Raw genomic sequence first — 25,259 nt, 5'->3', positions numbered from 1 at the left:
CCGCACCGAGCACCCAGCTCGGCGACCTCTGGAGCACTCTTTGGCACAGCCCACCCGTCTCGACAGCGTCATCGCCCTGGCCAAGCGCCGCGGCTTCGTCTTCCAGTCGGGTGAGATCTACGGAGGCTCCCGCTCCGCGTGGGACTACGGGCCCCTCGGTGTGGAGCTCAAGGAGAACATCAAGCGTCAGTGGTGGCAGCGGTTCGTCCGCGGCCGTGGCGACATGGTCGGCCTCGACTCCGCCGTCATCCTGCCCCGCAAGGTGTGGGAGGCCTCCGGCCACGTCGCGACCTTCACCGACCCGCTCGTGGAGTGCCTGCACTGCCACCACCGCTTCCGCGAGGACCACCTGATCGAGGCGTTCGTCGCCAAGAAGGGCCGCGACCCCGAGGGCCGCATGGCCGAGATCGCCTGCCCGAACTGCGGCACCCGCGGCGAGTGGACCGAGCCCCGCGAGTTCTCCGGGATGCTCAAGACGTACCTCGGCCCGGTCGAGTCCGAAGAGGGCCTGAACTTCTTGCGCCCCGAGACCGCGCAGGGCATCTTCGTCGACTTCGCGCAGGTCGTGACGACCAGCCGGATGAAGCCCCCGTTCGGCATCGGCCAGGTCGGCAAGGCGTTCCGCAACGAGATCACGCCCGGCAACTTCATCTTCCGCACCCGCGAGTTCGAGCAGATGGAGATCGAGTACTTCGTGCCGCCGGCCGAGGCTGCGGAGCACTACGAGCAGTGGATCGCCGACTCGATCGCGTTCTACACCGAGCTCGGCATCGACCCGGAGAACCTCCGCCGCTTCGACGTGCCGGACGGCGAGCGGGCGCACTACTCCGACGCCACCGCCGACATCGAGTACCGCTTCGGGTTCACCGGATCGGAGTGGGGCGAGCTCATGGGCGTCGCGAACCGCACCGACTTCGACCTCAACAACCACATCGAGTCGTCCGGCCAGGACCTGCGCTTCTTCGACCAGGCGGCGAACGAGAAGTACGTGCCGTACGTCATCGAGCCGTCCTTCGGCCTGACCCGTGCGCTCATGGCGTTCCTGCTCGACTCGTACCACGAGGACGAAGCACCGAACGCGAAGGGCGGCGTCGACAAGCGCACCGTCCTGCGACTCGACCCGCGCCTGGCGCCCGTCAAGGCCGCGGTGCTGCCGCTGTCGCGCAACGAGCAGCTCTCGCCGGTCGCCCGCGGCCTGGCCGACGACCTGCGCAAGAACTGGAACGTGGACTTCGACGACGCCGGGGCGATCGGCCGTCGCTACCGTCGCCACGACGAGATCGGTACGCCGTTCTGCATCACGGTCGACTTCGACACGCTCGAGGACAAGGCCGTGACCGTGCGCGAGCGCGACACCATGGCGCAGGAGCGGGTCGCCCTCGACCAGCTGCAGGGCTACCTGGCGCAGCGCCTGCTCGGCGCGTAGGGGCGCGGCGCGGCCCGACCCGGCACGGCGCGGATGCGCTTCGCACAACCAAAGTCACCTCGAACCGCGCGATCCCGCGGCGCGAGGTGATTTTGGTTGTGCGGCGGGAATGCGCGCGCAACGTCCGCGTTGGGATCAGCATGAACGACTCCGTGAAGGTCGATGTCTGGTCGGACATCGCCTGCCCCTGGTGCTACATCGGCAAGCGCAAGTTCGAGGCCGGCGTCGCCGCGTTCGGCGCCTCGGCGGACGGCCGCCCGGTCGAGGTCGAGTACCACTCCTTCGAGCTCAGCCCGGAAACCCCGGTCGACTTCGAGGGCACCGAGGCCGAGTTCCTGTCAGAGCACAAGGGCATGCCCGTCGAGCAGGCGCAGCAGATGCTCGACCAGGTCACCGGCATCGCGGCCTCGGTCGGGCTGGACTACGGCTTCGAGGCCATGCACCACACGAACACCGTGAAGGCGCACCAGGTCATCCACCTCGCCAAGCAGCACGGCAAGCAGCTCGACATGGTCGAGCGCCTGTTCACCGCCTACTTCGAGCGCGGCGAGCACGTCGGCGACGACGCGACGCTGGCCGACCTGGCCGCCGAGATCGGGCTCGACCGCGACGAGGTCCTCGCCACGCTCCGTGACGACTCGCAGCTCGCAGCCGTCCGCGCCGACCAGGCCCAGGCGCAGGCCTTCGGCATCAACGGCGTCCCCTTCTTCGTCATCGACGGCAAGTACGGCGTCTCGGGCGCGCAGGATCCGGCAGCGTTCGAGCAGGTGCTGACGCAGGTCGTCGCGCTGCGCGGGACGACTCCGGACGAGGTCGCCTCGGCGACCGAACGCGCTGCGGACGACGCGAGCGCCGACGTGGCGGCGACCCGATGACGGGCGCGACGGTCACCGTCGGGGGTGGGGCGGGCCTCCCGTCCGCCCCGTCGGTCCCGGATGCGATCTCCGGTCTGGAGGCGCGCCCCGGCCTGCTCACGCTGGTCACGCCCGGCGGTGCGCCGGTCTGCGACGGTGATTCGTGCCTGATCGACGCCGGATCGTTCGCCGGTGCCGAGGGCGACTGGACCGAGGTGCCGGACTGACGGATCCGTCGGTCGCGCTTCGCGCGCTGCTCGTCCCGCGCCGCGCGCTGCTGGTCCCGCGCCCCCGTGCGGTCGTTGCGCCCCGACTCTGCGGGGCGCAACGGCTGTGCGGGGGCGCGATCCGTCGGTCGCAGGACCGGTCAGGCGCGCTGCGGTTCCTCGTCGGTGATGTCGGCGACCGTCGCGCCGTACGCGGCGACGAGGTCGTCGGCGTCGACGAAGGCGCTCGCGCCGTGCCGGCCCGCGCCGAGGGCGACCCGTCGACCGGCGATCCGTTCGTCGGCGTAGACGGGCAGGTTGCCGGTCGCGCCGATGGGCGTGATGGTGCCGCGCTCGTAGCCCGACGCCTGGAGCGCGGTCGCCGCGTCGGGCATCGAGAGCTTGTTCACGCCGACGACGGTGCGGAGCTTCTTCCACGCGATGCTCCGGCCGCCCGGCACGAGCGCGAGCAGGAAGCCGCCGTCGTGGCGCTTCACGACGAGCGTCTTGACGATGTCGCCGGGGTCGATGCCGAGCAGTCCGGCGGCCTGCTGCAGGGAGTCCGCGGCGGGGCGTTCGACGACCTCGACCGTCAGGCCGCGGGCTGCTGCGTCGGTGTCGAACCGGGTGCTGGCGTCGATCGTCATGTGGAGAACGCTACCGGCGAGCACCGACGTGGGAAGATGGGACAGGTATGACGATCACACAAGCCCCAGCACGGCCTCTGCGCATCGGCCCGATCGAGGTCGACGTGCCGGTCGTGCTCGCGCCCATGGCGGGCATCACGAACATGGCGTACCGCCGGCTCTGCCGCGAGTACGGCGCCGGTCTTTACGTCTGCGAGATGATCACCTCGCGCGCACTGGTCGAACGAACCCCCGTGTCGATGCAGCTCATCCAGCACCACGAGTCCGAGACCCCGCGGTCGATCCAGCTGTACGGCGTCGAGCCGAACACCGTGGCCGAGGCCGCTTCGATCCTGGTGGGCGAGGACCGCGCCGACCACATCGACCTGAACTTCGGCTGCCCGGTGCCCAAGGTCACCCGCAAGGGCGGCGGCGCGGCCCTGCCCTGGAAGCTCGAGCTGTTCCGCGAACTCGTCACGAAGACCGTCCGCGCCGCAGGGAACGTGCCGGTCACCGTGAAGATGCGCAAGGGCATCGACGAAGACCACCTGACCTACCTCGACGCCGCCCGCATCGCGCGGGACGCCGGCGTCGCCGCGGTGTCGCTGCACGCCCGCACGGCGAACGAGCACTACTCCGGTCACGCCGACTGGTCGGCGATCGCGACGCTGAAGGAAACCGTCACCGACATCCCGATCCTCGGCAACGGGGACATCTGGTCGGCTGCCGACGCCCTGCGCATGGTCGACGAGACCGGCGTCGACGGCGTCGTCGTCGGACGCGGGTGCCTCGGGCGCCCGTGGCTGTTCGGCGACCTGGCGGCGGCGTTCCGCGGCGAAGGGCTGCGGTACATGCCGACCCTGGGCGAGGTCGCCGACGGGTTCCGTCGGCACGCCGAACTGCTCGTCGAGTTCTTCGGGTCCGAGGACCACGGCTGCCGCGACGCCCGCAAGCACGTGGCCTGGTACTTCAAGGGGTACCCGATCGGCAGCGACGTGCGGTCCGGGCTCGCGTTGTCGTCGAGCCTGCAGGAGATCGACGACCTGCTCGGGCAGCTCGACCGCGACGCACCGTACCCGGGCGAGGGCGCCGAGGGCCCCCGTGGTCGCTCCGGCAACCCGAAGCGCATCGCACTGCCCGACCGCTGGCTCGAGTCGCGCGACGTCGACAGCGAGTTCCGCAAGGTCCTCGCCGCCGCCGAGCTGCACCACAGCGGCGGATGAGCGCCACCGCCTCGTACGGCCCGGCCGACGCCGAGCGCTGGCTCCCGGAAGAGCACGGCAACCGCCGATCGGACTTCGCCCGCGACCGCGCACGGCTGCTGCACTCCAGCGCGCTCCGTCGCCTCGCCGCCAAGACCCAGGTGCTCAGCCCGACGACCGGGCTCGACTTCGCCCGCAACCGCCTGACCCACTCGCTCGAGGTGGCGCAGGTCGGTCGCGAGCTCGCGGACTCGTTGGGCCTCGACCCCGACGTGGTGGACACCGCGTGCCTGGCGCACGACATCGGCCACCCGCCCTTCGGCCACAACGGTGAGACCGCCGTCAACGCCTGGGCCGCCGGCATCGGCGGGTTCGAGGGCAACGCGCAGACGCTGCGGCTGCTCACCCGGCTCGAGCCGAAGGTGTACGGGCTGCGGCCGGGGGCGGGCGCCGCTGGGGCTGGCGCGGGGGCCGGCGCCGACGTCGACCGTCCGTTCGGACTCAACCTGACCCGTGCGTCGTTGGACGCCAGCTGCAAGTACCCGTGGCCCGCGGCGCAGGGCGTCTCCGAGTCGTCATCGGGCCGGACCAAGTTCGGCTTCTACGACGACGACCACGACGCCTTCGAGTGGCTTCGTGCCGGGGCGCCCCGTCGGCAGCGGTGCATCGAGGCGCAGGTCATGGACCTGTCCGACGACATCGCGTACTCGGTGCACGACTTCGAGGACGCCGTCGTCGCCGGGTTCATCGACGTCGCGGCGCTCGGCGACCGCGTCGGCGAGAACGACATCGTCACCGCGATGCACGCGTGGGTGGGCGACGACCTGAGTCGTGAGGAACTGCTCGAGGCGTTCGACCGCCTCCGGGCCCTGCCGCTCTGGATGACCTCGTACGACGGGTCTCGGCGTGACGCAGCGCACCTGAAGAACCTGACCTCGCAGCTGATCGGACGCTTCGCGCGGACGGCGACGGCCGCGACCCGCGAGTCCTACGCCTCCGGGTCCCTGGTCCGGTTCGCGGCGTCCGTCGTGACGCCGCCGGAGATCATCGGCGAGATCGCGGTCCTCAAGGGCATCGTGGCGGCGTTCGTGATGACGCAGGGCGACCGGCAGCCCGTGTACGAAGACCAGCGCCGGATCCTGACCGAGCTGCTCGACGCCCTGGCAGCATCGGGTGCGTCGGACCTCGAGCCCGGCTTCGCCGCCGACTGGAGTGCGGCGTCAGACGACGACGGCCGACTCCGCGCCGTGGTCGACCAGGTCGCGAGCCTGACGGACCAAGGGGCGATCGCCTGGCACCGTCGGTTGGTCGTCGGCGAGCGGGAAGCGGTCCACATCCCGGTGTGAGCGGTCGGCCGAGGTCGGTCCCACGAACTAGGATCAGAGGGTGGCTGGCAGGATCGCGCGGAACGACATCGACGAGGTCCGCTCGCGTGTCAACATCGCCGACGTCGTCGGCGACTACGTCACGCTGAAGAACGCGGGCGTCGGCTCGATGAAGGGGCTCTGCCCCTTCCACGACGAACGTTCCCCGTCGTTCCACGTCCGGCCCCAGGTCGGGCGTTACCACTGCTTCGGCTGCGGCGAGGACGGCGACGTCTTCAGCTTCATCATGGCGCAGGACCACACCACCTTCGCCGAGGCCGTCGAGCGCATGGCCGCGAAGATCGGCTTCACCCTGCACTACGAAGAGGGCGACGGGCCGCGCACCGACTACAACACCCGCGCCCGGCTGATCGCCGCCAACGAAGCCGCGCTCGAGTTCTACACGGCGCAGCTCACCACCGCCGCGGCCGACCCCGCACGGCGGTTCCTGGGGGAGCGCGGGTTCGATCCCTCGGCGGCGCAGCACTTCGGTGTCGGCTTCGCCCCGAAGTCCTTCGACATGCTCAAGGACCACCTGCGCGGTCGGGGCTTCACGCTCGAGGAACTCACCTCGGCCGGGCTCGTCAGCCAGGGCGACCGGTCGCCGTACGATCGGTTCCGTGGTCGCCTGATGTGGCCGATCCGCGACGTCACCGGGGCGACGATCGGGTTCGGTGCCCGTCGCCTGCTCGACGACGACAAGGGCCCGAAGTACCTCAACACGCCCGAGACCCCGATCTACCACAAGAGCCAGGTGCTCTACGGGCTCGACCTGGCCCGCCGCGACATCTCGAAGCAGAAGCAGGTCGTGATCGTCGAGGGCTACACCGACGTCATGGCCTGCCACGTCGCCGGCATCACCACCGCGGTCGCCACGTGCGGCACCTCGTTCGGCGTCGACCACATCAAGGTGCTGCGCCCGATGCTCGGCGACCTGGCCGGCGCCGACCCGAACGCCAACGGCGAGGTCGTCTTCACCTTCGACCCGGACGAGGCCGGACAGCGTGCCGCCTCCCGCGCCTTCGCCGAGGAACAGCGGTTCGCCGCGCAGACCTTCGTCGCGGTGGCGCCCGGTGGTCTCGACCCGTGCGACCTCCGGCTCGCCCGCGGCGACGACGCCATCCGCCGCCTGATCACGAACAAGCGCCCGATGTTCGAGTTCATGATCCGCCGCACGTTGGAGGGCCACGACCTCGAGACGGTCGAGGGCCGCGTCAGTGCCCTCCGCGCCGCCGCGCCCGTGCTCGCCGGAATCCGCGACCGGTCGCTCACCCAGGGGTACGTCCGCGAGCTCGCCGGCTGGCTCGGCATGGACATGCCCGAGGTCCGTCGATCGGTCGAGACCGCGCGTCGGCGTGCGGGGTCGACGGACGATCGGTCAGGAGGCCCGGGGCGCGACGGCCGCGCCGGTCACGCCACCGACGGGGCCGGTGTGGTCGAGGAGCCCGTCGCCGGGATCCGCTCGCTGCCCAACGACCCGATCAGCCGCATGGAGCGCGACGCCGTCATGGCGATGGTGCAGCAGCCGACCTCGGTCGGAGCGCCGCTGCTCGGGCTCGCCGCGTCCGCCACGTTCTCGGCGCCGATGCTCGCCGTCGTGCGGGACGCCGTGGTCGCCAACGTCGACGTCATCGGGGCGGGGGACTGGCTCGACCGGTTGCTCGCCGACGTGCCGACCCCCTTGCGCACCCTGACGCACGAGCTGGCCCTCGCGCCGATCCCCGCGCGCAACGCCGAGGACCTCGCCGCGTACTGCCGGAGCATCGTCGTCGCCCTGGTCGAGCGGGACCTGCTCGCCCGCAAGGCCTCGTTGCTCGGACAACTGCAGCGTGCGGACCCGCACGAGCAGGCCGAGCGGCGCGCTGAGATCCAGCGGCAGCTCGTGGACATCGACGCGCAGCGCATGCGGCTCCGCGCCGACGCCGAGGCGTCCTAGCCTCTCCCCGCCGGGCGCCGGGCGCCGGGCGCCGGGCGCCTGGCGCGCGGCCGTGTCTGGCGTCGAGTGGTCGCAAGGCGTCGGCTGGCCGGGGTCCGGCCGACGGGACGTGACCGCTCGGGGTGGGACGGGCGGTGTGTCGTGACCGGTCGGCGGGGGCGAGGGACGGGGCCGACGTGGGGCGAGCCTCCAGGCCGACGGTGTGGCCGCACGACGTGCCGCGTGTCGGGCGTCGAGTGGTCGCAGGGCGTCGGCTGGCCGGGGTCCGGCCGACGGGACGTGACCGCTCGGGGTGGGACGGGCGGTGTGTCGTGACCGGTCGGCGGGGGCGACCACCCAGGTTGCACGGCGCAACTTTCGTGTGCGGCGCGCCGGGTCGATGCGCACGAATGATGCATCACGCGACGGGTGCTTGCATTACAGCGGTGTAAACAAATCGCTCCCGGTTCGATCTGTTCCGTGACAGGGTGATACCAATGAGCGTTCCTGGCCGGGCACACAGACGTACCACCCGCCGGTCCGGACACTTGCACCCAACTTCAAGAGAGGCATCGAACATGGCATCCGTGTTCAAGAAGCACACAGCCACGTGGGGCAGGCGCGGCATCGCGCTCGGCGCCGGAGCAGCAGCGACGGCGCTGGTGCTGACCGGCTGCGCGAGCAGCAGCGTGAGCGACACCGAGCTGAACGGCCTGAGCATCGGGACGACGGACAAGATCACGTCCCTCGACCCGGCCGGTTCCTACGACAACGGCTCGTTCGCCGTGCAGAACCAGGTCTTCCCGTTCCTGATGAACACGCCCGTGGGCAGCCCGGACGTCGAGCCGGACATCGCCACGAAGGCGGAGTTCACGAGCCCGACCACGTACGAGGTCACCCTCAAGGACGGCCTCGAGTTCGCGAACGGCAACAAGCTCACGTCGAGCGACGTGAAGTTCTCGTTCGACCGTGAACTCAAGATCAACAACGAGAACGGCCCACAGTCGCTGCTCGCCAACCTCAAGAGCATCGACACCCCGGACGACACGACCGTGGTGTTCAACCTCGACCACGCCGACCAGACCTGGCCGCAGGTGCTCTCGAGCCCCGCCGGCCCGATCGTCGACGAGGACGTCTTCAGCGCGACGAAGCTCACCAGCGCCGACGACATCGTCAAGGGCAAGGCGTTCGCCGGGCAGTACCAGATCAGCTCCTACAAGGAGAACCAGCTGATCCAGTACAAGACGAACCCGAAGTACGACGGCCTGCTCGGCAAGGCGAAGACCTCCGAGGTGACGGCCAACTACTACACCAAGGAGACCGACCTCAAGCTCGCCGTGCAGCAGGGCGACGTCGACGTTGCGTACCGCTCCCTGACGCCGACCGACATCTCGGACCTGCGCAAGGACGACAAGCTCAAGGTCACCGACGGCCCCGGCGGCGAGATCCGCTACGTGGTCTTCAACTTCAAGACGCAGCCGTTCGGTACCGGTCAGGACGACGCCGACGAGGCGAAGGCCCTCGCCGTGCGCCAGGCCGCCGCTGACGTGGTCGACCGCGCCGCCCTGGCGAAGGAGGTCTACAACGACACCTTCACGCCGCTGTACTCGATGGTGCCGGACGGCCTCACCGGTGCGGTCCAGCCGTTCAAGGACATGTACGGCGACGGCGACGGTGGCCCCGACGTCGACAAGGCGAAGAAGACCCTCGCCGACGCCGGTGTCTCCGGCAAGGTGCAGCTCGACATCCAGTACGCGCCCGACCACTACGGTTCGGCGTCGGACGACGAGTACGCGCTGCTGAAGACGCAGCTCGAGGACTCGGGCCTGTTCACCGTCAACATCCAGTCGACGGTCTACACGACCTACGCCCAGGAGCGCACGAAGGACGCGTACCCGGAGTACCAGCTCGGTTGGTTCCCGGACTTCTCCGACGCCGACAACTACCTGTCGCCGTTCTTCACCAAGGAGAACTTCGTCCAGAACCACTACGACGACTCGGTCATCCAGGACCTCATCGCGAAGGAGCAGGCGGAGTCCGATCCGGACAAGCGTGCCGACCTGATCGAGCAGGCCCAGGAGCGCGAGGCATCGCAGATCTCGACGCTGCCCCTGCTGCAGGGCAAGTCCGTCGCCGTCGCCGGCAAGGACGTCAAGGGCCTGACCCTCGATGCCTCGTTCAAGTTCCGGTACGCCACCCTCAGCAAGTAGCACCACGCCCCTCGCGCAGGCCGCGGGCGTTCCCACGAGGAACGCCCGCGTGCCTGCGCACCGGCATGAAAGGCACCCCTCCCCGTGACCCTGAGCACCCCAGAGGCGACCCAGGACGTGAACGGCACCGATCCGACCAAGCCACAGGCACAACGTCGTGCCAAGAGCAGTGGCGGCGGACTCGGCCGGTACGTCCTCGTCAGGTTCCTCCTCATCATCCCGACCGTCTTCATCCTGGTGACGCTCGTGTTCTTCCTGATGCGCGTCATCGGGAACCCGATCACCGCGTCGGTCGGCGGCCGACTCACCCCGACGCAGCTGCAGGAACGCCTGCACGCCGCCGGGTACGACCGTCCCGTGCTCGTGCAGTACTTCGAGTACCTCGGCGGCATCCTGCGCGGTGACTTCGGCAACGCGTCGACCGACAACCGGCCGATCACCGAGATCATCCTGCAGTACGGCGGCGCGACCGCCGAGCTCGTCTTCTACGCCCTCGTCGTCGCGCTCGTGCTCGGCATCCCGCTCGGCATGCTGGCCGCGTACACGCGCGACAAGTGGCCCGACGTGCTGCTCCGTGCCCTCGCGATCCTGACGTACGCGACCCCGGTGTTCTTCGGCGGCCTGCTGCTCAAGCTCGTCTTCTCGGTGTGGCTCGGTTGGCTGCCGCTCGGCGACCGCGCGTCGACCAGGGTGGAGCTCATCCTCGACGGCATCCCCGGCGCGAGCGGCATCTACATCATCGATGCACTGCGGACCGGCAACGCGGCGGTCATCGGCGACGTGCTGCAGCACGCCGTCCTGCCGGCGCTGACCCTCGGACTGCTGACCGCCGGCATCTTCCTGCGCCTGGTGCGCGCGAACATGATCGGGTCGCTCGGCTCCGAGTACGTCGACGCGGCCCGCTCGCGCGGTGTCCGCGAGTCGCGGTTGGTGCGGACGCACGCGTTCCGCCCCGCTCTCGTGCCGATCATCACCGTGATGGGCCTGCAGATCGCGATGCTGCTGGGCGGTTCGGTCCTGACCGAGACCACCTTCGGGTGGCGCGGCCTGGGCTTCGAGCTCAACCAGTACCTGTCGGCCCGTGACTTCGTCGCGGTCCAGGGCATCGTCGCGATGCTGGCGGTGATCGTCGCGGTGACCAACTTCATCGTCGACGTCGTCGCCGCCCTGATCGACCCGAGAGTGAGGTTCTGACGATGGCCGACACCACCCTCGTCGACCGCCACGAGCCGCTCTGGAAGCGGCTGCCCGTGGTGGTCCAGCTCCGCAAGAGCACCGGCTGGCAGCGCGCCATGCTCATCGTCGGCGTGGTCATCTGCGCCCTGTACCTGCTCGTCGCGGTCTTCGCGCCGCTGCTGGCCCCGTACGGCTTCGGCCAGCTGCAGGGCGCGGACGGCGAGAGCTTCCCGCGCACGGGCGCACCGAGCGCCGAGCACATCTGGGGCACCACCGTCGGCGGGTTCGACGTGTTCAGCCGGGTGGTCTACGGCGCCCGGACCGCGGTCCTCGTCGTGATCGTCGCGGTCGTCGTGTCGATCATCGTCGGCGTGCTGCTCGGGCTGGTCTCCGGCTACCTGGGCGGTTGGCTCGACCGGGTCCTCGTCGTGGTCGCCGACGCGATCTACGCGTTCCCCTCGCTGCTGCTCGCGATCGTCGTGTCGATCGTGATCTCCGGCGGCAACTCGAGCTACTCGGGCGGCATCATCGCGGCGGCGATCTCGATCACCGTCGTCTACGTGCCGCAGTACTTCCGGGTGGTCCGTGCCGAGGCCGTGCGTCTGAAGAACGACGCGTTCGTCGAGTCGGCGCGCGTGATGGGCACGAACCCGTGGCGCATCATGACCCGCCACGTGCTGCGCAACTCGACCAGGTCCCTGCCGCTCATCCTGACGCTCAACGCCAGCGACGCGATCCTGACCCTGGCCGGCCTCGGCTTCCTCGGGTTCGGCATCGGTCCGACGTCCGGCGCCGAGTGGGGCTACGACCTCAGCCGTGCGCTGTCCGACGTCGCGAGCGGCGTCTGGTGGACCGGTGTCTACCCGGGTGTCGCGATCGTGGTGCTGGTGCTCGGTGTGACGTTCATCGGCGAGAGCCTCAACGACATCTCCGACCCCCGTCTGCGTGCGCGCCGACGGCTGAAGCAGCTGGTGTCCACGCGCGACGCGCGCAACACGGCCACCGCGGAAGGATCGGGCGCATGACGACCGACACCGAGAACGCACCCGTGGTCGTCGTCGACGACCTCACGGTCACCTTCGCCACCGACGGCGGCGCCGTCGACGCGGTCAAGGGCGTCAGCCTCGACGTCCGCCCCGGCGAGGTCCTCGCCCTGGTGGGCGAGTCCGGCTCCGGCAAGTCCGTCACGGCTCGCGCCATGCTCCGGCTCATGCCCGAGACGGCGACGCTCGGCGGCGCGGTGCTGCTCGACGGCACCGACGTCGTCACCGTCGGCGCGCAGAAGCTCCGCAGCCTGCGGGGGACCGCCGGTGCGATGGTCTTCCAGGAGCCGTCGACCGCCCTCAACCCGGTCTTCACGGTCGGGTGGCAGATCGCCGAGGGGCTCCGCGCCCACGGCGGCATGTCCAAGAAGGAGGCGCGGGCGAAGGCCATCGACTACCTCGGCCGCGTCGGCATCCCCGACCCCGAGACCCGCGTCGACCACTACCCACACCAGTTCTCCGGCGGCCAGAAGCAGCGTGTCGTCATCGCGAGTGCCCTGGCCCTCGAGCCGTCGGTGATCATCGCCGACGAGCCGACCACGGCGCTCGACGTCACGGTGCAGGCCGAGATCCTCGACCTGCTCCGCCGCTGCCGCGACGAGTTCGGCACGGCGATCGTGATCATCACGCACAACATGGGTGTGGTGGCCGACCTGGCCGACCGCGTCGCCGTGATGTACCAGGGCGAGATCGTCGAAGAGGCATCGGCGACGGACCTGTTCGCGCGTCCGCAGGCCGACTACACGAAGCGGCTGCTCGCCGCCGTGCCCCGGCTCGAGGCGTCGACGGGCACCGCCCGCCGTGCCGCGATCACCGAGGACGTCACCCCGCTGGTCGAGGCGAAGGGGCTCAAGATCGAGTACCCCGGCCGCCTCGGTTCGCCCGCGTTCCGCGCCGTGAAGGGCGTCGACCTGGCGATCCGTCCCGGCGAGGTCCTCGGCTTGGTGGGGGAGTCCGGCTCCGGCAAGACCACGATCGGTCGCGCCATGGCCGGGCTGACGAAGGTCACCGGCGGCTCGCTGAAGGTCCTCGGCGCCGAGATGCTCGGCTACCGGGAGCGCGACTTCAAGCACCTGCGCAAGGACATCGGGTTCGTGTTCCAGGACCCGGCGACGTCGTTCAACCCGCTGCTCACGATCGCCGAGTGCGTCGCCGAGCCGCTGGTCGTCCACAAGGAGGTGTCGAGCCCGCGTGCGGCCCGTAAGCGCGTCGACGAACTCCTCGAGGCGGTCCAGCTGCCGAAGGCGTACGGGGACCGCTACCCGCACGAGCTCTCCGGTGGGCAGCGCCAGCGCGCGTCGCTCGCCCGGTCGCTCGCGCTCCGGCCGAAGCTGCTCATCGCCGACGAGCCGACGAGTGCGCTCGACGTGTCGGTGCAGGCCCGCGTGCTCGAGCTCTTCCTCGAGCTCCAGCAGGACCTGGGCTTCGCGTCGCTGTTCATCAGCCACGACCTGGCGGTCGTGGGCGCGCTGTCCGACCGGATCGCGGTGCTCTACCGCGGCGACCTGGTCGAGGTGGGCACGACGGCGCAGGTCCTCGGCGCTCCGCAGCACCCGTACACGCAACGCCTGCTGGCGTCGCTCCCGGTGCCGGACCCTGCGGAGCAGGCCGAGCGACGGCGTACGCTGGAGCAACTGGAGAACGTCGGGTCCTGACCCGATGCGACCCGCGTCTGGTCCCGACCCGGCGCGACCCGCCCAGGAGGCCCGTCCAGCGTCGTCGACGCACGCCGGGCCTCCTGGACGGTCGCCTCCACAGCTGTACGCACGACGGTCCTGCCAGCGCGGTCCGTCGCGAACCGCCGCCAGGGGGCGGCGTGGAAGGGGACCCATGATCGCGGTCAACGGACCGGCGGTCGTCGCGGACGACGTGTCGATCGAGTACCGGGGCGGACGGGGGTCCGAGTCGATCCGAGCGGTCGACGGGGTCAGCCTGACGGTGCGGCAGGGCGAGATCCTCGCGCTGCTCGGAGAGTCGGGGTCGGGCAAGTCGACCTTCGCCGCCGCGATCGCGGGGCAGCTCGGGTCACACGGCGAGGGTGACGGTGCGCTGCGCCGGCACATCGTCGGGGGCGAACTGACCGTCCTCGGCCAGAAGACCCGCGGGCTGCGCGGTTCGTCCCGCAAGCTCGAGCGGCTGAGCGGCCGCATCGGCTACCTGCCGCAGGACGGCGCCGATCGACTCAGTCCGGACCTCACCGTCGGCGAGGCCATCGCCGAACCGATCTACCAGCGCGACCGCCGCTTCGACCGGAAAGAGGCGGGCCTGATCGTCGCGCGCCTGGTCGACGCCGTGCACCTGCCGCTCGGCGTGATGCGGCTGAACACCTGGGAGCTCTCCAGCGGACAGCGGCAGCGTGTCGCCCTGGCGCGGGCCCTCGTGCTCGAACCCCAGCTCCTGGTCGCCGACGAACCCGCCCGCGGCGTCGACGTGCTCGTGCGCCAGTCGGTGCTCGAGGCCCTGGCGACCCTGCAGCGCAACCGGCAGTTCTCCGCCGTCGTGGTGTCCAGCGACCTGCGCGAAGCCGGCGCCCTGGCCGACCGCGTCGCCGTGATGGCCGATGCCCGGTTGGTCGGCCTCGGCACCTTCGACGAGGTCCTCGACAACCCCGTCGACCCCTACGTCAAGACCCTGGCCGCGACCGCGGCCCGCGGCGTGAAGCGTCGCCCGGCACCCACCGCCCCGCGCCGCTCGACGGCGCCACGCCGACCGGTCGCCGCCGGCACCGGCCCCCGCACGGACCGACAGGAGAACCCGTGAGCACCGCCACCCGAGGCCACCGCGCCGTCGTCCCCACCTCCGGCGCCCCGCTGCCGATCGACGCACCGCAGCCCGGCCCCGTCGCCGTGCTGCCGGAGCCGACCGACCTGCACGTCACCGCCGTGACCGAGGCCGGCGGTACCGTCGCGCCGCTCGACGCGGACACCCGCGGGCTCGTCTGGCTCGACCCCCGCGACCCGTCCGGCCTGGCGGACGCGCTCGACGCGGCACCGGGGATCGGCTGGGTGCAGCTGCCGTTCGCCGGGGTCGACGCCTTCGCGCACCTCATCCAGGAGCACGGGGACCGCGTGCTCTTCACCTCGGCGAAGGGCGCGTACGCGGAGCCCGTCGCCGAGCACGCCCTGGCGCTGACGCTCGGGACGCTGCGGGTCCTGCAGAAGCGTGCCCGTGCACACTCGTGGGCCACCGAGCCCGAGGGTGTGTCGCTCTACGGCCGGAACGTCGTCGTCATCGGCGCCGGCGGGATCGCGCTCGAGTACATCCGCCTGCTCGCCCCGTTCGACGTCGACGTCACCGTGGTGCGTCGCTCGGCCGACCCGGTGGACGGCGCATCGCGCACCGTCACCACCGACCAGCTCGACGAGGTCCTGCCCGACGCCGACGTCGTGATGATCGCAGCAGCCATGACCTCGGGCACCGCGAAGCTCTTCGGCGGTCATCAGTTCGCGATCATGAAGCCGTCCGCCCGGCTCGTCAACATCGCCCGCGGGGGACTCGTCGACACCGACGCCCTGGTCGAGGCCCTGCGCAGCGGTGCGATCGCCGCCGCAGGGCTCGACGTCACCGACCCCGAGCCGTTGCCGGACGGCCACCCGCTGTGGTCCGAGCCCGGCGCGGTCATCACGCCGCACCAGGCGGACACCCCGGAGATGGTCGCGCCGCTGCTCGCCGAGCGGGTGCGACTCAACACCACGGCGTTCCTCGACGGCAGCGGCGAGGGCTTCGTCGGCGTCGTCGACCCGGTCGCCGGGTACTGAGGAGCAGCGCTGCACCGGGGGCCACAGCGCGGCGCGCCCGGGCGGCGTGTCCGATGCGGTGAGGGGCGCTGCGGTGCTGCTATGCTGTTACCCGTTGTTCGCACGACATTCGACAGCGGACAGTGATCCTCGATAGCTCAATTGGCAGAGCAGCCGGCTGTTAACCGGCAGGTTGTTGGTTCGAGTCCAACTCGGGGAGCGTCTGGCCCGGATCCTCACGGATCCGGGCCTTTTGCGTTCCCGGGGCGATGCCCACGGCCGCGCGCCGCACGGCCGCGCGCCGCACGGCCGCGCCGGTCAGGAGGCGGGGGTGCTCGGCTCGATGTGCAGCGTGCCGTCGCGGTTGTTGTCGTCGATCGTGCCGGTCTTCGGCACGTAGACGTCGAGGTAGTCGAGCCGGAAATGGTCGAGCTGATCGGCGTACTCGGACAGGAACTCCGTGACCTGGTGGGGCATGGCCCGACGGTCGTCGTGGCCGACCACGATCGCGTCGAACGGTCCGTACTGCGGCTTCTGCGTGCCCCGGTCGGGCAGGTAGATGCGCCAGGTGTTCGCACTGAAGCGGGCGAACAGCACGCCCTCGGAGTCCTTGCCGCGCACGTGCAGGGCGTCGGAGAGCAGGGCGATGCCGCTCGGGCGGGACTGTGCCACCGCGACCCCGAGCCGCACCGCCGGCACGAGCAGGCAGGCGACGAGGACGGCCGCCGCGATGCGTCCGGCGGGTGGCCGCACCGATGCCAGCCGGCCGTACCCGATGGCGGCCAGGGCGATGATGAGCGGCATCCAGGCGTCGTAGTAGTACGGGAGCGAGACGTTCGCGACGATGACGTAGAACACGAGGAAGACACCGAGCGCGATGCCGAGGTACGCGACGAGTCGGTCCGGCCGGATCGCCAGAGCGCACACGACGCCGACGACCAGCACCGTGAGCAGCAACCAGCCGGTGCCCGTCGCCAGGAACGCGAAGTTGGCCCACCACGGTGCCTGGGGGTAGATCGTGCCGAGGATCGTCGTCGGGTGTCCGTGCGCGTTCTGCTGTGCCTGGAACTTCAGCATGTGCCCGATGGCGGTGAAGAGCCCCACTGGCAGGTACAGGAGCACGAAGACCACCACGAACGCGACGCCGCCGTACAGTGCGCCCACGCCCAGGTCGCGCCAGCGGCGGAACAGCAGGGGCAGCGCGCCGATCGCGAGCACGAGCACGGCGGTCGAGACCTTGGACGTGACGGACATCGCGAGCAGCGCCCCTGCTGCGGCGATCCACCACCGGTTGCCGGTGCGCATCCAGGTCCAGGCGGCGGCGAGCGACGCGATCGCGAAGAAGACCATGAGGGGCTCGAGCATCGCGAAGCGGTCGATCCGCGCGCCGATCACCGAACCCGCCTCGGCCCACGACGCACCGGACCCGCGCGGCGTCAGCCACCACGCACCGGCGGCGAGGAGCCCCGTCCAGAAGCCGACCTCACGGCGCAACCAGACGAACAGGACCACGCCGGTGCCGAGCATCGCGGCCGCGGCCACCAGGCGGGGCCCGAGCGGCCCCTGTCCGACGACGAGCTGCGCGATGCCGTACAGGTACTTCGCCGTCGGCGGGTGCTCGAGGTTGAGCGAGAAGTTGCCGTGCACGTACGCCCAGCTCGCCCGGAGGTAGACGAACTCGTCGTTGACGATGGTCGGGCGGCCGAGGTGCCAGAAGGCGACGAACAGGGCAGCCACGGCGACGACCACGAGGGCGGCGACGCGGACGGGGCGGGAGTGCAGGCGGGGGATGAGGACCTCCAGGGCGGGGCGTGCCCGACCATCATCGCAGGAGCGACCGTGCGGGTCCTGCCGGGCAGTTGCTGTTAGCGTTCACAGGTGCACCGATCCCGTCCGCCCCGCGCCGTGTTCCTCGGCGTGATGCTCGCGGCGGTCATCGCGCCCGTGCTCGTCGGGTGCAGCGATGCCGGACCCGACACCGATGCGTCAGAGGAGCCCACGAGCTCGGAGACCGGGCTCGGGTCGGGTGCCTCGCCGGTCGTGTTCGCCTTCGTGTGCGACGACGGCGACCCCGAGACCTACACGACCTACTCTGCGGTGTGGGAGGACGAGCGGACCTCGTGCACCGCGAAGCGGCTCACGGGCTCGGTGCCGTCGACGCAGCAGCAGGCCGCGGTCGATGCGACCCGGGGCGACGCCACCCTCGTCGAGCTCGCGAGCACCTGCGCCGTGACCGGCACGGACCCGTGGACGTCGGCCGTCGCCGACGACGGCGCAGCGCACGTCGCCGCCGGCCTCCTGCAGTACTGCCCGGGGCACCCGGAGACCGACCACCTGCGCGACGCGCTGACGACGTACCGGAGCTGAGCCGGGCCTCCCGGTCGTCAGCTGTCCACGGCAGGCGACGCGCGGGCCGGACCGGCCCGTCAGCCCTCGGGGTGGTCGCGACCCGGTAGCCACGACTGGCCGGGGCCGCCCCAGCTGTTCTTGCGGATGGCCTTGGCGACCTGCTTGGCGTAGGGGTGCACCAGGCGGTCGGCGTAGAGCCAGCCGTCCAGGTGGTCGTACTCGTGCTGGAAGATGCGCGCGAGCCAGCCGTCGGCCCGGACCTCGAACGGTTCGCCGTGCTCGTCGAACGCCTGGAGCAGCGCGCTGCCGGAGCGTCGGAGCGGGAAGCGCTCACCCGGCACGGACAGGCAGCCCTCGGACTCGTCGTCCTCGTGGAGCTCGTCGACCGACTCGGGGACCGGCGGGCTGATCCAGAGGACCGGGTTCACGGCCGCGGCGCGGTGCAGTACTTCGTCGTCGTCGGTGTACGAGTACACGAACAGGCGCTTGCCGACGCCGACCTGGGGTCCGGCCAGCCCGACGCCGGGGGCGAGGTCCATGGTCTCGAACATGTCGGCGACGAGGGAACGGAGGTCGTCATCGAACTCGGTGACCTCGGCTGCACGCTCGTGCAGGACGGGTTCGCCGGTGATGCGGATCGGGAGAACGGCCATTCACCCAGGTTATCCGGCGGTGGACGGTAGCCTCGACGCGTGACGACGGACCTCCAGCTGCCCGACGCGGTGAACCTGACGCCGTTCCAGGCCCTCATGATCCCCGTCGCGCTCATCGGTGCGGTGTTCCTGTCGCTGGGAGCGCAGTTCCAGAGTCGTGGCGTGCAGCGGGTCGAAGCGCGGCTGGGGCGGCAGTCGAAGGGACTGAGCGTCCGGCACGTCGTCGGGCTGGTCTCGAGCGGCTACTGGGTGCTCGGAACGCTGATGCTCGGCATCGCCGTCGTGCTGCAGCTCATCAGCATCACGTACGCGCCGCTGATCGTCGTGCAGCCGCTCGGAGCGGTCGCGCTCGTGATCACCACGTGGTTCTCCTCCCGCTCGTCGGGCGTGCCGCTGGGCCGTCGGGCGAAGCGTGCGGTGTGGACCTGCATCATCGGTGTCGCGATCTTCGTCGGCATCGCGGCGTTCGTCGGGCACGAGAGCGCGATCACCCGGCAGCAGCTGGTGACCGTCCTGATCATCCTGGCGGTGGTGCTCGTGCTGGTGCTGGTGTCGTTCCGACTCGTGGCCAAGCACAAGAGCGCGCTCTACTACATCGTCGGCGCGGGCATCCTCTACGGGTTCGTCGCGACGCTCGCCAAGGTCGTGCTGAACCGGTTCGTGAACGGCACGTTCGACTGGTTGACGGTCCTGGCGATCATCGGGGTGGTCGTCGCGGCGTCGCTCGGCGGGTACTTCGTGCAGAACGCGTACTCGGCCGGTTCGGCGGACCTCGTCATCGCGGGGCTGACCGTGATCGACCCGATCGTCGCCGTCGGGATCGGCGTGGTCGTGCTCGACGAGGCGTCCGGGGCGCCGTGGGGTGCGGTCGCCGGGTTCGTGGTCGCGGCCGGCATCGCCATCACCGGGGTGTTCCTGCTCGCCAAGCACCACCCGCAGACCCGCGCCTGACCGCGGACGGGCGCGGCGCAGCGCCGTCGCCCCGTCACCCCGCGGGAGCACGGGGTCCTCCGCGCGGCTGACGCGGCCGCGGAACCAGGTGCGGTACCGTCGGCAGTCCGACCAGCAATCGCCCACGAGAGGACGACGCCAGCCGTGTCAGGAGACGTCACCACCGCCACCGCCGAACCGACGGGTGCGACGGGCGGACACCGGCCCTTGCGCATCCTGATCGCCGCGGACACCTTCCCGCCGGACGTCAACGGCGCCGCCACCTTCGCCGAGCAGCTCGCCGTCGGCCTGGCCGAGCGCGGGCACGAGGTCCACGTCGTCGCCCCGGCCTCAAGCCGCAACTACGGCACCTTCGACGAGGAGCACCAGGGCGTGACCCTCGTCGTGCACCGCCTGAAGTCGTACAAGTGGCCGCTGCACGCCTGGCTCCGTTTCGTGTGGCCGTGGAGCGTCAAGAAGTGGACCGGCCCGATCCTCGACGCCGTGAAGCCCGACGTCCTGCACATCCAGTCGCACGTCGTCATCGGTCGCGGGATCGTCCCCGAGGCGAACGCGCGCGGCATCCGGGTCATCGCGACGAACCACTTCATGCCCGAGAACCTGCTCGAGTACACGCCGTTCGGCAAGTGGACGCTGCCCATCGCGCTGAAGATCGCGTGGAGCGACGCCGCGAAGACCTACCGGCTCGCCGACACCATCACGACGCCGACGAACCTGGCCGCCGACTACCTGCGGAAGGCCATCGCCGGTCAGCGGGTGCTCGCGATCTCGTGCGGGATCGATGCGTCGCGGTACGTGGCGCGCGAGGGCCGTCCGGTCAACAACGACATCGTGTTCGTCGGCCGCGTGGCGCCGGAGAAGAACCTCGACGTGCTGGTCCGGGCCGTGGCGCTGCTGCCCGGTTCGCTCGCGGCGACCCTGACGATCGTCGGCGACGGCGAGATGATCCCGAAGCTGACCGCCCTGGCGAAGGAACTCGGGCTCGAGGACCGCGTCCGGTTCCTCGGGTTCGTCTCGGACGAGGCCAAGCGCACCGCCCTGACGAACGGCACGGTGTTCGCGATGCCCTCCACCGCCGAGCTGCAGAGCATCTCGTCGCTCGAGGCCATGGCGTCCGGGCTGCCGGTCGTCGCGGCCGACTCGATGGCGCTGCCCCACCTCATCGACGGCAACGGGTACCTGTTCACCCCCGGCGACGAACACGACCTCGCCGCCAAGCTCGAGGCGGTGCTCACGGCGTCGGAAGCGGAGTACACGGCCATGCGGGAGCGCAGTCTGGCCATGATCGAGGCACACGACATCAACCGCACGCTCACGACGTTCGAGGCGCTGTATCGTGGGGAACCGGTGGCCTGACGGTCGTCGAGGGGCGGTAGCCAAGCTGGTCAAGGCAGTCGGCTCATAACCGAACGATTCGCGGGTTCAAGTCCCGCCCGCCCTACGTGCAGATGAAACGCAAGCGCGAGGACGACCACGACGCAGCTGGTCCGACGCCGAACGTCACGTTCCAGGTGAACCGTGGTGGCACCGGCGTGCGCGTCAACGCCTTCCGCATCGGGTTCATGGGTGCCATCGGTGTGCTCGTCGCGCTGCTCGCCGGCACCATCATCGGCGAGCTCAGCACCGTCCTCGTCTACATCGGGGTCGCGCTCTTCCTCGCGCTCGGCATCGACCCGCTCGTCTCGTTCCTCGAGCGGCTCATCCCGCGGTGGGCGGCGATCACCGTCGTCGTCGTGGGGGTCCTTGCGGCGTTCGCCGGGGTCGTCTTCGCGGTCGTCCCGATCCTGGTCGAGCAGGCGACGAACCTGATCCAGAACTTCCCCGAGGTCGTCGACGACATCTCGAAACAGCAGTGGGTGCAGGACCTGTCGAAGCAGTTCGCCGGGTCGTTCGACATCGACCACGCCCTCGAGTCGGTGCAGTCGTTCGTCGAGAACCCGGGCAACCTGCTCAGCGTCGGCGGCGGCATCCTGGCGGTCGGCAGCGGCATCCTGTCGGGGCTCACCGGCGTGCTCATCGTCCTCATCTTGATGCTCTACTTCCTCGCGTCGATGCGGGGCATGAAGCGTGCGGCGTACCGGTTCGTTCCGGCGTCCCGCCGCGAGAACTTCATCGACGTCAGTGAGCAGATCACCCAGGCGGTCGGTCGGTACGTCGTCGGCCAGGTGTCGCAGGCACTCATCAACGGCATCCTGAGCCTGGTGTTCCTGCTCATCATCGGTGCGCCGCTGCCCGTGCTGCTGGCCTCGTTCGCGTTCCTCGGCTCGCTCATCCCGCTCGTCGGCACCCTCGGCGCCGCGATCGTCATCTCGCTGCTCTGCCTGTTCGCGTCGCCCGCCACAGCACTCGCCGCGGCGATCTACTACCTCGTCTACATGCAGGTCGAGGCGTACCTCATCTCGCCGCGCATCATGTCGCGTGCCGTGCAGGTACCCGGGGCCCTCGTCGTCATCGCCGCGGTGGCCGGCGGCACGATCGGCGGCGTGCTCGGCGCCCTGGTCGCCCTGCCCGTCGCCGCGTCGATCATCATCATCGTGCAGAAGGTCATCTACCCGCGCCAGGAGCTGGCGTGACGGACGCCGCCTCCGACTTCGCCGACCACGTCGCCGAACGCGACCGCTGGGCACGCAGTCCCCGTGGCCCGCTGGCTCTCGTGAACGCCCAGCACGTCGACCACCCGCAGCCGGTGTGGCCGGTCCCCGGTACCTGGGCACCGACGGTCGGCGGCCTCTCGGTGACAGCCGCCGCCACCGACGGTGTCGTCGTGGACGGCGTCCCGGTGGACGGCACGGTGCTGGTCGCCGGTGACACCGCCGTGGTCCCGTCCGCCGTCGGGTTCCCCGACGGCTTCGCGGGCACCGTGTCCGGCTCGACGCTGCGCGTCTGGGACCCCGCGGCGGAGCCGATCCACCGCTTCGCGCGCATCGCCCGGTTCGACCGGTCCGACGACTGGGTGGCTTCCGGCACGTACGTCCCGCTGGACCCCGGTGCGGGCGACGACCAGGAGGCCCGTGGCAGCGTCCTCGACGCCGCCGGCGACGCCCTGCCGGTCGCCGGGCACATCGAGACGGCCGTCGGCAGCACGACCATGCGGTTCGTCGCGGTCCGGTCCGCGGCGTTCCGGGGTGCTCCGCGACTGCAGCTCATCGTGCAGGACACTACGAGCGCCCTCGCCGAGGACGACCCCGGCAGCACCTACTCGATGGGCCGCTTCCTGTACCTCGACGACCCCGGCGCCGCGGGCCCGGTCGAGCTCGACTGGAACCTGCTCGTGCTGCCGCCCTGCGCGTTCTCGTACCAGTTCGCCTGCCCGATCCCGCCGGCCGAGAACCGCGTGCCCGCGCCGATCACGGCGGGCGAGCGGCACCCCGTCGACGCTGCGGGCACCGTCCTGCACTGAACCGGACCGCGCTCGGCGGGGTCCTTGCCGTTCCCAGCCGGAACGCTGCATAATGGGCGTGTCCTGTCGGGACATCACAATCGCATACCGAATGGTTCCGTGGCTCGCAGCCGCTCGGATCCTCCGCACCAGGTCGATGGGGAAGTCGCACCTGACGTATCGGAGGAACCGTGAACGGAACGACGACAGGAGTGCTCTACGTGCACTCCTCACCCCGCGCGCTCTGCCCGCACGTCGAATGGGCAGCAGGTCGCGCGATGAACCGCGCCGTGAACTTCTCGTGGCTCGACCAGCCGGCACAGGACGGTGCCCGGCGGACCGAGTTCACCTGGACCGGCGCGGTCGGCGCCGGTGCCGCGATCGCCTCCGCGCTGCGCGGCTGGGAGCACCTGCGCTACGAGGTGACCGAGGAACCGACGACCGAGTCCGACGGTGGCCGCTGGATGCACACGCCCGACCTCGGGGTCTTCTACGCGCAGACCGACGTGACCGGGAACGTGGTCGTCCCCGAGGACCGCGTCCGCTACGCGATGGAGGTCGCGGGCAGCAACGCGCTCGAACTCCACCGTGAGCTCCGGCTCGCGCTCGGACAGGCCTGGGACGACGAGCTCGAGCCCTTCCGTCACGCGGCCGAGGGCAACCCCGTCGTCTGGCTGCACCGCGTCGGCTGAGACTCGGGCCGCGCCGGCGTCTCGGCCGTTTCGCGAAAGCGACACTGTGCCGCCAACATTCGGCCGCAGACTGTCGCTTTGACGGTGCGGTCGTGAACGTGTGGCCGCGAACTGTCGCCTTCGCGGCACTGAAGCCGGCAACACACACGACGGAAGCCCGCCCCGACGACGCGGGACGGGCCTCCTGGCAGGGTGCGACGGATCAGACGCTGCGGAACGCGACCACGGCGTTGTGGCCGCCGAAGCCGAACGAGTTGCTCACCGCGAGGAGGTCGCCGTCGGGCAGCGCGCGCGGCTCCCGCGCGACGTCCATGACGATCTCCGGGTCCTGGTCGTTGAGGTTGATCGTCGGCGGCGCGACACGGTTGTGCAGCGCGAGGACCGTGAACGCGGCCTCGATCGCACCGGCGCCACCGAGCAGGTGCCCAGTGGACGCCTTGGTCGCCGACACGACGATGTCGTCGAGGTGGTCGCCGAAGACGCGACGCATGGCGTGGTACTCGGCGACGTCGCCGACCGGGGTCGAGGTGGCGTGCGCGTTGACGTGCACGACGTCCTCGCGGCTGGCTCCGGCGTGGTCGAGGGCCTGCAGGACCGCACGGGCGGCCGCGCTGCCCTCGGGGTCCGGTGCCGTGATGTGGAACGCGTCCGAGGTGATGCCGGCGCCGGCGACCTCGGCGTAGATGGTCGCACCGCGGGCCTCTGCGTGCTCCTTCGACTCGAGGATGAGCGCCGCGGCGCCGTCACCGAGGACGAAGCCGTCACGGGTGACGTCGTACGGACGCGACGCGGTCTCGGGGGAGTCGTTGCGGCGCGACAGGGCCTGCATCGCCGCGAACGCCGCCAGGGGCAGCGGGTGCAGTGCGGCCTCGGCGCCACCGGTGATGACGATGTCGGCGTCCCCGTCGGCGACGTGGCGGTACGCCTCGGCCAAGGACTCGGTCGACGAGGCACAGGCCGACAGGTAGGTGCGGGCGCCGCCACGGGCGCCGAACTCCATCTCGATGGCAGCGGCCGGACCGTTCGCCATGAGCATCGGGACCGTCATCGGCAGGACCCGACGCGGGCCCTTCTCGCGCAGGGTGTCCCAGGCGTCGAGCAGGGTGTTCACGCCACCGATGCCGGTCGCCCAGTCGACGATGAGGCGCTCGGGCACGACGGAATCGGCGTCGATGCCGGCGTCGGCCCACGCCTCACGCGCCGCGACGAGCGACAGCTGCGAAGAGGGGTCCAGGCGCTTCGACTCGGGGCGGGTGAGCTGGTCGGTGAGGAACCGACGTGCCTGGCCGGCGAACTCCACGGGGAGTTCGAGCTCGGCGTAACGCGGGTCCTCGATGCGGGTGATGCCGGACTTGCCGGCGAGCAGCGCGTCCCACGTTTCCGGGGCAGTCGCGGCGAGGGGTGAGATCGCACCGATCCCGGTGACGACGACGGTCTTCTTGGTCATGGAACGACGGTTCTTTCGTTGGGGAACAA

At 70.7% G+C, this 25,259-nt stretch carries 22 protein-coding genes and 2 tRNA genes; 20 read left to right on the top strand and 4 right to left on the bottom strand.

The features are described 5' to 3' along the window. The first annotated feature begins 40 nt into the window (after window positions 1–40). The 3 genes from EDF48_RS06600 to EDF48_RS06590 all read left to right on the top strand — a co-directional run bounded on the left by EDF48_RS06600 (window position 41) and on the right by EDF48_RS06590 (window position 2,507). Window positions 41–1,426: a glycine--tRNA ligase gene (locus EDF48_RS06600; protein ID WP_131878925.1), complete on the top strand. Its 1,386-nt coding sequence runs from the start codon at window positions 41–43 to the stop codon at window positions 1,424–1,426. A gap of 140 nt (window positions 1,427–1,566) precedes the next feature. Further along, on the top strand, window positions 1,567–2,301 hold the full coding sequence (locus EDF48_RS06595; RefSeq protein ID WP_131878923.1) for a DsbA family oxidoreductase: 735 nt from the start codon (window positions 1,567–1,569) through the stop codon (window positions 2,299–2,301). After that, window positions 2,298–2,507 (top strand): hypothetical protein, encoded by a 210-nt coding sequence (locus tag EDF48_RS06590; protein WP_123340411.1) that lies wholly within the window; start codon window positions 2,298–2,300, stop codon window positions 2,505–2,507. The genes EDF48_RS06595 and EDF48_RS06590 overlap by 4 nt, the downstream gene beginning before the upstream one ends. Window positions 2,508–2,647: 140 nt before the next feature. Here the strand turns inward: EDF48_RS06590 and EDF48_RS06585 are convergent, their stop codons facing one another. Then, the gene (locus EDF48_RS06585) at window positions 2,648–3,133 is read right to left on the bottom strand and encodes a YbaK/EbsC family protein (protein WP_131878920.1); all 486 of its coding nucleotides are present in this window, start codon (window positions 3,131–3,133) and stop codon (window positions 2,648–2,650) included. Window positions 3,134–3,180: 47 nt separating this feature from the next. On the opposite strand from EDF48_RS06585, the gene dusB reads away from it, so the two are divergent. The 10 genes from dusB (at window position 3,181) to EDF48_RS06535 (ending at window position 15,979) form a co-directional block, all read left to right on the top strand. Further along, window positions 3,181–4,335, top strand: coding sequence for a tRNA dihydrouridine synthase DusB (gene dusB, locus EDF48_RS06580; protein ID WP_131878918.1), 1,155 nt, complete (start codon window positions 3,181–3,183; stop codon window positions 4,333–4,335). After that, window positions 4,332–5,660 carry a deoxyguanosinetriphosphate triphosphohydrolase gene (locus tag EDF48_RS06575; protein WP_131878916.1) on the top strand — a complete coding sequence of 443 codons (1,329 nt, stop codon included), beginning with the start codon at window positions 4,332–4,334 and terminating at the stop codon, window positions 5,658–5,660. Before dusB ends, EDF48_RS06575 begins: the two co-directional genes overlap by 4 nt. A gap of 40 nt (window positions 5,661–5,700) precedes the next feature. Next, window positions 5,701–7,614, top strand: coding sequence for a DNA primase (gene dnaG / locus EDF48_RS06570; protein ID WP_123340415.1), 1,914 nt, complete (start codon window positions 5,701–5,703; stop codon window positions 7,612–7,614). Window positions 7,615–8,171: 557 nt separating this feature from the next. Continuing rightward, on the top strand, window positions 8,172–9,803 hold the full coding sequence (locus tag EDF48_RS06565; protein ID WP_123292569.1) for an ABC transporter substrate-binding protein: 1,632 nt from the start codon (window positions 8,172–8,174) through the stop codon (window positions 9,801–9,803). Window positions 9,804–9,920: 117 nt separating this feature from the next. Continuing rightward, the gene (locus tag EDF48_RS06560) at window positions 9,921–10,997 is read left to right on the top strand and encodes an ABC transporter permease (RefSeq protein ID WP_123292841.1); all 1,077 of its coding nucleotides are present in this window, start codon (window positions 9,921–9,923) and stop codon (window positions 10,995–10,997) included. A gap of 2 nt (window positions 10,998–10,999) precedes the next feature. After that, a complete protein-coding gene (locus EDF48_RS06555) occupies window positions 11,000–12,004 on the top strand; it encodes an ABC transporter permease (RefSeq protein WP_123292570.1) in 1,005 nt (334 codons plus the stop codon). Further along, a complete protein-coding gene (locus tag EDF48_RS06550; RefSeq protein WP_131878914.1) occupies window positions 12,001–13,677 on the top strand; it encodes an ABC transporter ATP-binding protein in 1,677 nt (558 codons plus the stop codon). The genes EDF48_RS06555 and EDF48_RS06550 overlap by 4 nt, the downstream gene beginning before the upstream one ends. Window positions 13,678–13,852: 175 nt before the next feature. Further along, the gene (locus EDF48_RS06545; protein WP_123292572.1) at window positions 13,853–14,782 is read left to right on the top strand and encodes an ATP-binding cassette domain-containing protein; all 930 of its coding nucleotides are present in this window, start codon (window positions 13,853–13,855) and stop codon (window positions 14,780–14,782) included. Next, window positions 14,779–15,780, top strand: coding sequence for a D-isomer specific 2-hydroxyacid dehydrogenase family protein (locus tag EDF48_RS06540; RefSeq protein ID WP_243698052.1), 1,002 nt, complete (start codon window positions 14,779–14,781; stop codon window positions 15,778–15,780). The genes EDF48_RS06545 and EDF48_RS06540 overlap by 4 nt, the downstream gene beginning before the upstream one ends. A gap of 126 nt (window positions 15,781–15,906) precedes the next feature. Then, window positions 15,907–15,979: transfer RNA gene (locus EDF48_RS06535), tRNA-Asn, on the top strand. A 98-nt stretch (window positions 15,980–16,077) separates the two neighbouring features. Here EDF48_RS06535 and EDF48_RS06530 read toward each other — a convergent pair. Then, on the bottom strand, window positions 16,078–17,496 hold the full coding sequence (locus EDF48_RS06530) for a hypothetical protein (RefSeq protein WP_131878912.1): 1,419 nt from the start codon (window positions 17,494–17,496) through the stop codon (window positions 16,078–16,080). Window positions 17,497–17,637: 141 nt separating this feature from the next. On the opposite strand from EDF48_RS06530, the gene EDF48_RS06525 reads away from it, so the two are divergent. Further along, the gene (locus EDF48_RS06525; RefSeq protein WP_131878910.1) at window positions 17,638–18,126 is read left to right on the top strand and encodes a hypothetical protein; all 489 of its coding nucleotides are present in this window, start codon (window positions 17,638–17,640) and stop codon (window positions 18,124–18,126) included. A 59-nt stretch (window positions 18,127–18,185) separates the two neighbouring features. On the opposite strand, the gene def is transcribed toward EDF48_RS06525, so the two are convergent. Further along, window positions 18,186–18,761 (bottom strand): peptide deformylase, encoded by a 576-nt coding sequence (gene def, locus EDF48_RS06520; protein WP_131878908.1) that lies wholly within the window; start codon window positions 18,759–18,761, stop codon window positions 18,186–18,188. 39 nt (window positions 18,762–18,800) lie between these two features. Here def and EDF48_RS06515 point away from each other — a divergent pair, with 39 nt between their 5' ends. The 6 genes from EDF48_RS06515 to EDF48_RS06490 all read left to right on the top strand — a co-directional run bounded on the left by EDF48_RS06515 (window position 18,801) and on the right by EDF48_RS06490 (window position 23,783). Beyond that, on the top strand, window positions 18,801–19,712 hold the full coding sequence (locus EDF48_RS06515) for a DMT family transporter (RefSeq protein WP_181437562.1): 912 nt from the start codon (window positions 18,801–18,803) through the stop codon (window positions 19,710–19,712). A gap of 144 nt (window positions 19,713–19,856) precedes the next feature. Beyond that, window positions 19,857–21,068 carry a glycosyltransferase gene (locus tag EDF48_RS06510; protein WP_131878906.1) on the top strand — a complete coding sequence of 404 codons (1,212 nt, stop codon included), beginning with the start codon at window positions 19,857–19,859 and terminating at the stop codon, window positions 21,066–21,068. Window positions 21,069–21,078: 10 nt separating this feature from the next. After that, window positions 21,079–21,153, top strand: a tRNA-Ile gene (locus tag EDF48_RS06505). 7 nt (window positions 21,154–21,160) lie between these two features. After that, window positions 21,161–22,285, top strand: a complete 1,125-nt coding sequence (locus EDF48_RS06500; RefSeq protein ID WP_185094211.1) for an AI-2E family transporter — start codon at window positions 21,161–21,163, stop codon at window positions 22,283–22,285. Next, entirely contained in the window at window positions 22,282–23,112 is an 831-nt protein-coding gene (locus tag EDF48_RS06495; protein ID WP_131878904.1) for a DUF1684 domain-containing protein, read from the top strand. Before EDF48_RS06500 ends, EDF48_RS06495 begins: the two co-directional genes overlap by 4 nt. 170 nt (window positions 23,113–23,282) lie before the next feature. Continuing rightward, the gene (locus EDF48_RS06490) at window positions 23,283–23,783 is read left to right on the top strand and encodes a DUF3145 domain-containing protein (RefSeq protein ID WP_243698051.1); all 501 of its coding nucleotides are present in this window, start codon (window positions 23,283–23,285) and stop codon (window positions 23,781–23,783) included. Between the two features lie 202 nt (window positions 23,784–23,985). Here EDF48_RS06490 and EDF48_RS06485 read toward each other — a convergent pair whose 3' ends face one another. After that, window positions 23,986–25,230, bottom strand: a complete 1,245-nt coding sequence (locus EDF48_RS06485; RefSeq protein ID WP_131878902.1) for a beta-ketoacyl-[acyl-carrier-protein] synthase family protein — start codon at window positions 25,228–25,230, stop codon at window positions 23,986–23,988. Window positions 25,231–25,259 lie beyond the last annotated feature (29 nt).

The organism is Curtobacterium sp. PhB191, assembly GCF_004346515.1.
In the GTDB taxonomy this organism is placed as follows: domain Bacteria; phylum Actinomycetota; class Actinomycetes; order Actinomycetales; family Microbacteriaceae; genus Curtobacterium.
This window is presented reverse-complemented; position numbering and strand designations above follow the sequence as displayed.